Annotated in this window: 9 protein-coding genes; 5 read left to right on the top strand and 4 right to left on the bottom strand. The window is 52.7% G+C overall.

Annotation, left to right across the window (positions count from 1 at the left end; all coding sequences use genetic code 11):
- Nucleotides 1-159: 159 nt before the first annotated feature.
- From NT239_09860 to NT239_09840, 5 genes are all read left to right on the top strand, one after another.
- Nucleotides 160-405, top strand: coding sequence for a DUF2282 domain-containing protein (locus NT239_09860; protein ID XGA72794.1), 246 nt, complete (start codon nucleotides 160-162; stop codon nucleotides 403-405).
- A gap of 74 nt (nucleotides 406-479) precedes the next feature.
- Nucleotides 480-1,358, top strand: coding sequence for a DUF692 domain-containing protein (locus NT239_09855; GenBank protein XGA70096.1), 879 nt, complete (start codon nucleotides 480-482; stop codon nucleotides 1,356-1,358).
- Complete coding sequence (locus NT239_09850; protein XGA70095.1) at nucleotides 1,355-2,113, top strand: putative DNA-binding domain-containing protein; 759 nt, start codon at nucleotides 1,355-1,357, stop codon at nucleotides 2,111-2,113. The genes NT239_09855 and NT239_09850 overlap by 4 nt, the downstream gene beginning before the upstream one ends.
- A gap of 18 nt (nucleotides 2,114-2,131) precedes the next feature.
- Entirely contained in the window at nucleotides 2,132-2,695 is a 564-nt protein-coding gene (locus NT239_09845) for a sigma-70 family RNA polymerase sigma factor (GenBank protein XGA70094.1), read from the top strand.
- Nucleotides 2,679-2,930 carry a hypothetical protein gene (locus NT239_09840; GenBank protein ID XGA70093.1) on the top strand — a complete coding sequence of 84 codons (252 nt, stop codon included), beginning with the start codon at nucleotides 2,679-2,681 and terminating at the stop codon, nucleotides 2,928-2,930. The genes NT239_09845 and NT239_09840 overlap by 17 nt, the downstream gene beginning before the upstream one ends.
- A 1-nt stretch (nucleotide 2,931) precedes the next feature.
- On the opposite strand, the gene NT239_09835 is transcribed toward NT239_09840, so the two are convergent.
- Genes NT239_09835 through NT239_09820 form a run of 4 tightly spaced genes read right to left on the bottom strand, consistent with a single transcriptional unit; the run spans nucleotide 2,932 to nucleotide 8,552 of the window.
- A complete protein-coding gene (locus NT239_09835) occupies nucleotides 2,932-3,501 on the bottom strand; it encodes a response regulator transcription factor (protein ID XGA70092.1) in 570 nt (189 codons plus the stop codon).
- A gap of 5 nt (nucleotides 3,502-3,506) precedes the next feature.
- Complete coding sequence (locus NT239_09830; GenBank protein XGA70091.1) at nucleotides 3,507-4,937, bottom strand: HlyD family type I secretion periplasmic adaptor subunit; 1,431 nt, start codon at nucleotides 4,935-4,937, stop codon at nucleotides 3,507-3,509.
- The gene (locus NT239_09825) at nucleotides 4,937-7,123 is read right to left on the bottom strand and encodes a type I secretion system permease/ATPase (GenBank protein XGA70090.1); all 2,187 of its coding nucleotides are present in this window, start codon (nucleotides 7,121-7,123) and stop codon (nucleotides 4,937-4,939) included. The genes NT239_09830 and NT239_09825 overlap by 1 nt, the downstream gene beginning before the upstream one ends.
- A gap of 40 nt (nucleotides 7,124-7,163) precedes the next feature.
- Nucleotides 7,164-8,552 carry an FAD-binding oxidoreductase gene (locus tag NT239_09820; GenBank protein ID XGA70089.1) on the bottom strand — a complete coding sequence of 463 codons (1,389 nt, stop codon included), beginning with the start codon at nucleotides 8,550-8,552 and terminating at the stop codon, nucleotides 7,164-7,166.
- Nucleotides 8,553-8,678 lie beyond the last annotated feature (126 nt).

Raw genomic sequence — 8,678 nt, 5'->3', positions numbered from 1 at the left:
ATCACCAAAAACGACTCATCAAAAATAATATTTGTTTCAATATCAAACACTTAAATAACCAGCAAAGAAAATAAGCCATTGTTTTGTTAGATTGCCCGCGGCAAGACGACTAAGGTTTAGATGTTGAACACAACATCACACTCAAACTACGGAGATTCGATCATGAATAAGCAACTCATTTTGACTTCTGCATTAACTGCTGTTTTGGCTGCTGGTGTTTCTGGTACGGTTGTCGCTGCCGAAAAAGAAAAATGCTACGGCGTAGCGATGGCGGGTAAAAATGATTGCGCGGCCAATGGCCATGCTTGTGCAGGTCAAGCTAAGGTTGATCACCATGGCAAAGAATGGAAATACGTAGCCAAAGGCACTTGCGAAGAAATGAAAGGCACGCTCAAACCGATGTAATACTGTGGAGGGGCAATACTCTCCCTGGTATTGCCCCCCAAAGCATATTAGCAATACACCTGAACACAATACCCATGAAAACCGCCCTACCTACTGCTTGTGGCCTTGGCCTGCGCGCCCCGCATATCGAAACCGTTTTGGCTGAACGCCCAGCGGTGGCATGGTGGGAAGTGCATAGCGAAAATTACTTTGCCGTCTCGGGCGGCGCGACGCCGTCGCGCGAACTAACCGGCGGCGCCGCCATCACGGCCTTAACGCAATTACGCCAAGATTATCCGATTAGCCTGCACGGCGTTGGTATGGGTTTAGGGCGTTTAGATCCGCTCGATCCCGCGCATTTGGCGCAGCTGAAGCAACTCGTTGCACGGATTGAACCGGCCGCAGTGTCCGAACATTTGGCGTGGAATCACTTTGCGCAACGCCATTTCAACGATTTACTCCCCGTACCGCGCGTTGAAGGCGTGATCGAGCATTTAGCTACGCGCATTGATCAAGTCCAAACCGCCCTGCAACGGCCGATCTTGATCGAAAACGTTTCAGCCTACGTCGGCTTTGCCGATGAAATGCTCAGCGAAGCGCAATTAATGGTCGAGTTGGCGCGCCGTACCGGCTGTGGCCTCTTGGTGGATTTAAACAATTTTCACGTCAATACACTCAATCTGGGGCTGGATGCCGCTGCTGAGCTAGCGCAGATTCCCGGCCAATACGTTGAGGAAATTCACGTCGCGGGCTTTGAGTGGTTTGACGGCACCGCGGTCGATACGCATGGCGCGCCGATCAGTGCCGAAGTTTTTGCACTGCTGCAACAAGCGCAGCGCCAATGGGGCGCCAAACCAGTATTGCTGGAACGCGATACCAATCTCAGCAGCTTTGCCGATCTATACCATGAGTATCGGTCGCTAGATCAATATATGAATACTCTTCAGGGCAATACCAGCAAGGTGTATGCATGAGTTACGCCGACGCCATCGCGCAATTTGCGCATTATTTAGTCGATGAAACCGCCAGCCACGAGCAACTGCGGTACGCTGAACGCATGCGCCATTACCGCGCCAATTGCCGCCTCAACCGCATCGCCGCGCTACAAGCCACCTTCAGCACCGTGAACCAACTAGTTGGCGACGAATTCTTTCGCGCGATGGCGCGCGAATACGTGGACGACACGCCAGCAAGTTCGGCCAATTTACACGCCATGGGCGATGATTTTGCTGCGTTTATTGCGCAATTTGCCCCCTCCGAGTCGCTACCCTTTTTAAGCGATGTCGCCCGCCTCGATTGGGCGCGCTGGCTGGCGCATTTGGCCGACGATGTTCAGGCGCTGCAAATCAGCGATTTAGCCACGCTGGCCGAAGACGATTTTGGCGCTTATCGCCTCACGCCGCATCCGTCGCTGCAATTAGTGCAATCCAGCCGGTGGCCGCTGGCCGATATTTTGGCGATGCATCAAGGTGGAGCAGCGGCCGATCTGAATACCGGCGGACAGCAATTACTGATTAGCCGCAACCAATGGCAAGCGATCAGCAGCGGCCAATGGGCCCTATTGAACGCGCTGGTGCAAGGGGCGACGGTCAACGCGGCGCTTGATGCTGCCCTAATGGTTGAAGCCGACACCAATGTGAATCAAGTGTTGTTGTGGTTATTTAGCCAAGATTTACTGCTGAAGGCAGACCGCAGCGACGCAGTTTGCGAAGATGAGCCCCAATCTTAACGCAGCAAGGTAAGTGTAATGACTCAAGCACTGGATTGGCTCAGCGAGCATGGTGATGTGCTGTATAGCTTTGCGCTGCGCCGTTTGCGCGACCCACATTTGGCCGAAGAAGCGGTGCAAAACACGCTTCTTGCCGCGCTGGAAAACCCGGCTGGCTTTGGCGGGCAATCGAGTCCGCGCACTTGGCTGATTGGCATTTTGAAATTCAAAATTATCGATCTATTTCGCGCCCAACAAAAAACCACGCAACTGGACGACGATCAGCTGGAAATGGGTGCGATACGCGAAGATGATTTATTCGACGACACCGGCCATTGGGCGGTGCCCCCGGTGGAATGGCAAGACCCGGCGCGTTTACTCGACAGCAAACAATTGCGCCGCCAAATCGATGAATGTTTGGCGCGGCTACCGCGCCGCATGGCGCAAATTTTCTGGCTGCGCGAATTGAACGACGAGCCAGCCGAACAGGTTTGCGATCAATTGGGTATTAGCAGCGCCAATTTGTATCAATTGCTGTATCGGGCGCGCCAAGGTTTGCGCTTGTGTTTAAGCGAAGGAGGTCGTCATGCTGAAATGTCGTGAAGTAACGCGGCTTCTAACGCTGGAAACCGAACAACCCTTAAACGCGTATCGGCAAGTTGCGGTCACATTGCATTTGGCGATTTGCCATAACTGCCGCCGTCATCGCCGCCAATTGCGCCAAATGCGCGATTGGCTCGATCAAGAAGCGCAGCATGAAGTCGCGCAGGCCGATCACACGCTCAGCGCCGAAGCGCGCCAGCGCATCGCCGAGCAGCTTAAAACACCAAAGAAATAACTTAAGCCAAACCATTGACGCGCAGCACCAGCTGCACGCGATCGCTGACACCCAGTTTTTCAAAAATCAGCGTTAAATGCGCTTTCACCGTACGCTCGGTAATTTCCAGTTGCCGAGCGATTTCTTTATTGCTCAGCCCTTTGGCGGTCAGTTGCGCCACTTGCGCTTCGCGCTCGGACAAAGACTGCAGCACTGGCGCTTGGCTAGGCAAACGATTGACCGCGCTGACCAAGCGCTGCACCAAAGAGCGCCCCGCCCAGATCTCGCCTGCGCGTACCACGTCGATCACTTGTCTGAGCAAAGCTTCTGGCGCATACGCATGACAATAGCCGCTAAAACCGCCCTGCAAAGCACGATAGCCTTGCTCATCATTCGGCGTTGAGCTGGCCAAAACAACGCGCTGTTCTGCCAGCTGCGCGCACCCCAGCAAAGCGCTCCAATCTTGCGCCTGCTCATCCAACAAGATCAGCGCATTCTTTGCGGTCGGCCAATCATTTTGCAGCTCACTACCGTGTAATGCGGCTTGCCAGTGCGCGCGGACTTGATTGTCTTGCGTAATTAAATAAATCACTCTGATTAACGCTCGCTCAATGCGCTCGATTTAGCGCGCAATACCGGTTTTAACAAATATGAGAGAACGGTCTTTTTGCCAGTCAACACATCCACTTCGGCGACCATACCCGGAATAATCGGCAAACGTTTGCCATCTTTTTGCAAGAACCCCTCTTGGGTACGGACCCGCACCAAATAAAACACATTACCTTTTTCATCCTTAACGGTGTCAGCACCGATTTGCACGACTTCGGCGTCAAGCCCACCATACACCGAAAAATCATAGGCGGTGAATTTCACCGTCGCGGGCTGTTTGGGGCTTAAAAAGGCAATATCACGCGGCTGGATTTTCACTTCCAGCACCAAGCTCTCGCCCGATGGCACGATCTCGATAATGTCCTTGCCTGGCTGCACCACGCCACCAACGGTGTTGGCAAACAATTGCTTCACCGTGCCATCCATTGGCGAGCGAATTTCCGATTGCTTCACGCGATCAGCCAAACCCACGCTACCCTCAGACAGCGAGCTGAGCTTGCCGCTGGTTTCAGCCAGCTCGGTACGCGCTTGATTGCGGAAAACCAATTCAACTTCTTGGATTTTGCGGCTAGCTTCAGAAATCGAAGCCTGAACGCGAGGAATTTGGGCGCTAGCACTGTTGCGCTCGCCTAGATAACGCGACACATCGCGCTCCAAACGCAATACCTCCACATCAGACACCGCACCGCTTTTCAGCAAAGGCCGCGTCGCATCCAGCTCTTTTTTAGTTAATTCATAGCTTTGTGCGGCCTGCTCACGACGCGCACGAATTTCGTTTAATTCTTGGCTACGTTGATTCATTTGCTGGCGAGCCACCCCTACGCTGGCATCCAACTCAGACATCTTCGACTCGTACAGCATCTGCTCTTGGTTGGCGATATCGGGCGCTTCTTTGAGTACATCATCGGGTACGGTAAATGCTTTGCCGTTTGCCAGCGCATCCAAACGGGCGGCCTTAGCTTTCAGCGATAAATACTGGGCGCGACTTTCTTTGAGCGTTGAGACAAAGCGAGTCGAGTCAATTTTGAGCAATAATTGTCCTTTTTTGACCTGCTGGCCTTCACGAACAAAAATTTGCTGCACGCTACCGCCGTCCAAACTCTGAATTACCTGTAACTGGCTTGATGGCACAACGCGCCCTTCACCCTTGGTGACTTCATCGAGCTCAGCAAACGCCGCCCATAGTAAGAGTACGACGACCGCCAGCGCAGCCACGCGAATCAATACGCGAGCGCCGTGCGGACTTTGTTCGACAATCGTTAAATTGGCATCAGCGATATAATCACGATCATCAATGAGATCTTTTTCGTCGGCAAAGAAGATAAAGCGATCAAAGAAAAGATTAAACGCGTCACTGATACGCGTCCAAATACGCTGAAATAGATTAGGCTTGCGAGGAGCTGTTGATGGCTGATTCATTATGCCGCACCTCCTGCTTTATTAATTCGGCCTTGCTGCAAAGCCTCAACAACCTGCGCTTTCGGGCCATCGGCCATGATTTGGCCTTGGTCGATCACAATCAAGCGATCCACCAGCTCTAGCAATGAGGTGCGGTGCGTCACCAGTAACATCGTTTTACCCGCTAGATAAGTGCGCAAACGTTGTTTCAACTGCTCTTCGCTTTGATGATCCATCGCACTACTTGGCTCATCCAAAATCATCATCGGTGGATCATTCAACACGGCGCGTGCAATCGATACGGCTTGGCGCTGACCTCCCGATAGCGACTCACCACGCTCACCGATTTGCATATCAAAACCACGTGGGTTGGCGTTGGCAAACTCGGCAATTCCCGCCAATTCAGCCGCAGCCAGCACTTGCGCGTCGTCGGCAGCGGCATTTCCTAAGGCAATATTCTGTTTGAGCGTGCCATAAAACAGCAACGGATCTTGCGGCACAAAACCAATCGCACGACGCAGCTCGGCCGGGTCGATTTGGCGGGTATCGACCCCATCGACAAGCACAGCGCCCTCGTCCGGCTGATACAGCCCCAAAATTAGTTTTTCTATCGTTGTTTTGCCTGATCCCACTCGGCCAATTATGCCGAGCTTTTCGCCGGCACGTAGCTTGAAGCTAACATTATTGAGCGCAATATCATCCCGATCTGGGTATTTAAAAGTGACATTGCGAAACTCGATTTCGCCACGGAATGACTCGCGGTGCAAAAAGGAGTTGTTTGCAGGGCGCTCAACGGGCAACTGCATATGGCTTTCTACCGCGCTCAGCGATGTTTTGGCATTTTGATATTGCATCAATAAGCCGGCCACTTGGCCCAATGGTGCCATTGCACGCCCCGCCAGCATCGACGCAGCAATAATGCCACCCATCGTCATTTGCCCATCAACGAGTAAATACACGCCGACAATCACGATCACAATCGATACCAATTGCGATATAGCTTGAGCAAAATTGACCGTCGTCGTCGATAGCAGTTTTAAGCGGCCGCCAATTTGCGCCAAAAAGCGCGTAGCACGTTCATAGCGGCGCTGCATCTCGCCTTCTGCGCCCATAATCTTGATCGTTTCAAGGCCAACCATGCTCTCAACCAAGGTTGAATTGCGTTGTGCTGCTGCACGCTGCGTTAATTCAACCATTTGGTTCATCTTGGCCTGCGCCAGCCACGAAAAACCAACAATTAAAATCGCGCCAATCAAAGGCGGCAGCACCAGCCACGGCGAAATCCAGATCAGCACCAAAAAGAAAATCAGCACAAACGGTAAATCGACCAAAGTCGTGATCGACGCCGACGCGATAAAATCGCGCACCGATTCAAACGCACGCAAATTGGCGGTAAATGAGCCGACCGAAGCCGGTTTTGCGCTCATTTTCACGCCCAATACTCGCTCCATAATCAGCGCAGAAAGTGAGACATCAATGCGTTTGGACGCCACATCCAAGATGTAACCACGCGCGGTGCGCAGCACAAAATCAAAACCGAGAATCAAACCCGCACCCAGCGCCAAAACCCACAAGGTTTCCAGCGCATGATTCGGCACGACCCGGTCGTACACATTCATCGAAAATAGCGGAATCGCCAAGGCGAAAATATTGATCAATAAAGCTGCAATCAGCGCATCGCGGTACAGGCGCCAATTGTCATACATCGCGCCCCAAAACCAGTGGCGCTCACGCACTTGCCCCAACTCTGGCGTGCGCTGATCAAAGCGAAATCGTGGGCGAACAATAATTGCAATCCCAGCATACTGGGCGGCTAGCTCATCCTCGGTGAAAATTTCAACCGCCTCTCCAGCCTCCGGCAAACGTACCCGATAGCGGCCATCGTCGAGTTTTTCTAGCAGCACACAAGCACGCTGATCATGCAGCAATAAAATGGTTGGATACAGACGGACCGGAATTTGCCCCAGTGTCTGGCGCAAAACGCGGGAAGATAAGCCAGCGCGCCCAGCTGCACGGCTTAATAAAGAGGGAGTTAGGCGGTTATCTACTAGCGGCAAACCAGCGGCTAAGGCCTGCGCAGTCCAAGGCTCGCCATGCAAACGCGTAATTTCCACCAAGCAATCAAGTAAGGAGTCAAAATGGACCTGACTTTCTGAAACATGCCAACCAAATTCGTGATTTGCTTGGGCTAAATTCGATTGCGTCATGAAAAACCTTAAACGATGAAATAACTCGATTCACACTTTATTACGGGCTGAGTACCTTGCCGGGGTTTAACAAACCTTGAGGATCTAATGTTTGCTTGATTTGCCGCATTAAATTCAATTCAAGCTCAGAACGTACCGATTGCAAAGTTTCACGCTTCAATTGGCCTATACCATGTTCGGCACTGATGCTGCCGTTGTAGGACGCCACATGCCGATAAACCAACTCGTTCACAGCATGTTCCTGCTGATACACCGCCGCGCTTTTATCGGCCAAGAACAAGTTGTAGTGCAAATTACCATCGCCCAAATGGCCAAAAGCGACAATTTTCGCACCAGCAAATGACGACAGCATCTCAGTATCGCACTTTTCAAGAAAGTCAGGTATTGCCCCAATGGGCAAACTGATGTCGTGTTTAATACTTACGCCATCAATGCGTTGCGCCTCAGGGATTGACTCTCGCAGAGCCCAAAAATCAGCCGCTTCACTCATGTTTTGCGCCACATAAGCATCCATGCAACCATGATCAAACAAATATTGCGCCAAGCGATCAGTTAGCGCGTCTGAATCACCACCATCCGACAACTCAATCAACACGCACCAAGTTGGCAGCACATCAAACGGCTGCGCCAAGCGCGGAAAGTGTTGCTTGAGCAGGGCCAGACACGGCGCAGAAATCAGCTCGAATGAGGTGACCCTATCACCCACCTCGGCCTGCAAGCCACGTAATAATTCCACAGCGGCAGCGGGGTTCTCCAGCGCCACCAAGGCTGTGGCATGCGCGGTGGGCAGCGGATACAGGCGCAGCACCGCTTGCGTGATCAAACCGAGCGTTCCTTCCGAGCCAACAAATAGTTGTTTTAGATCGTAGCCCGTGTTGTCTTTACGCAAACCGCGCAGGCCATCCCACACTTCGCCACTCGCAAGAACCACCTCCAGCCCCAGCGTTAGCTCGCGCATATTACCGTAGCGCAGCACATTGACGCCGCCAGCATTGGTTGCCAGCGCACCACCAATTTGGCAGCTTTGCGCTGCGGCCCAGTTGGCGGGGAACAAGCGTTTCACGTTCAGTGCCGCTTGCTGCACCTGCGCCAAGGTCACGCCCGCTTGCACCGTGATCGTGTTGTTATCCGCATCGACCTGCACGATGGATTTCATCCGCTCGAGCGAGATAATCAGCGATTGGCCGTCATTCAGCGGCGTTGCGGCGCCACACAAGCTGGTATTGCCGCCTTGCGGCACGATTGCTACGCCATGCTCGGCGCACAAGCGCACCAATTGCTGAACTTGTTCAGTCGAATTTGGGCGCGCCACTGCCAAGGCTTGGCCTTGGTAACGGCGGCGTTGATCCAAACAATAAGGCGCCGTATCGGCGCCAAATAGGATGGCATGCGAAGCTTGCCATTGCTGCAATTGCTGTAAAAAACTCATTCAAAATCCTAGGTGCTGTCGTCTTGAGTTTTACGGTTGCGCTGGAGCGCATTTTTCAGCCAATCAAGGCGCGGCAGGCGCAACATAGTCGTTCTATGTCAGCCTGTCGTAACGCCGAGTGGCTGA

The organism is Chitinibacter sp. SCUT-21 (genome assembly GCA_041874755.1).
Classification (GTDB): Bacteria; Pseudomonadota; Gammaproteobacteria; order Burkholderiales; family Chitinibacteraceae; genus Chitinibacter.
Note: the sequence above shows the minus strand (reverse complement) of the source record. Positions and strands in the feature narration are given on the sequence as shown.

Bases quoted from the DNA above. Each gene is read 5' to 3' on its own strand.
- NT239_09820 (XGA70089.1), bottom strand. From the start codon at position 8,552: ATGAGTTTTTTACAGCAATTGCAGCAATGGCAAGCTTCGCATGCCATC.
- NT239_09845 (XGA70094.1), top strand. From the start codon at position 2,132: ATGACTCAAGCACTGGATTGGCTCAGCGAGCATGGTGATGTGCTGTAT.
- NT239_09830 (XGA70091.1), bottom strand. From the start codon at position 4,937: ATGAATCAGCCATCAACAGCTCCTCGCAAGCCTAATCTATTTCAGCGT.
- NT239_09840 (XGA70093.1), top strand. From the start codon at position 2,679: ATGCTGAAATGTCGTGAAGTAACGCGGCTTCTAACGCTGGAAACCGAA.
- NT239_09850 (XGA70095.1), top strand. From the start codon at position 1,355: ATGAGTTACGCCGACGCCATCGCGCAATTTGCGCATTATTTAGTCGAT.
- NT239_09825 (XGA70090.1), bottom strand. From the start codon at position 7,123: ATGACGCAATCGAATTTAGCCCAAGCAAATCACGAATTTGGTTGGCAT.
- NT239_09855 (XGA70096.1), top strand. From the start codon at position 480: ATGAAAACCGCCCTACCTACTGCTTGTGGCCTTGGCCTGCGCGCCCCG.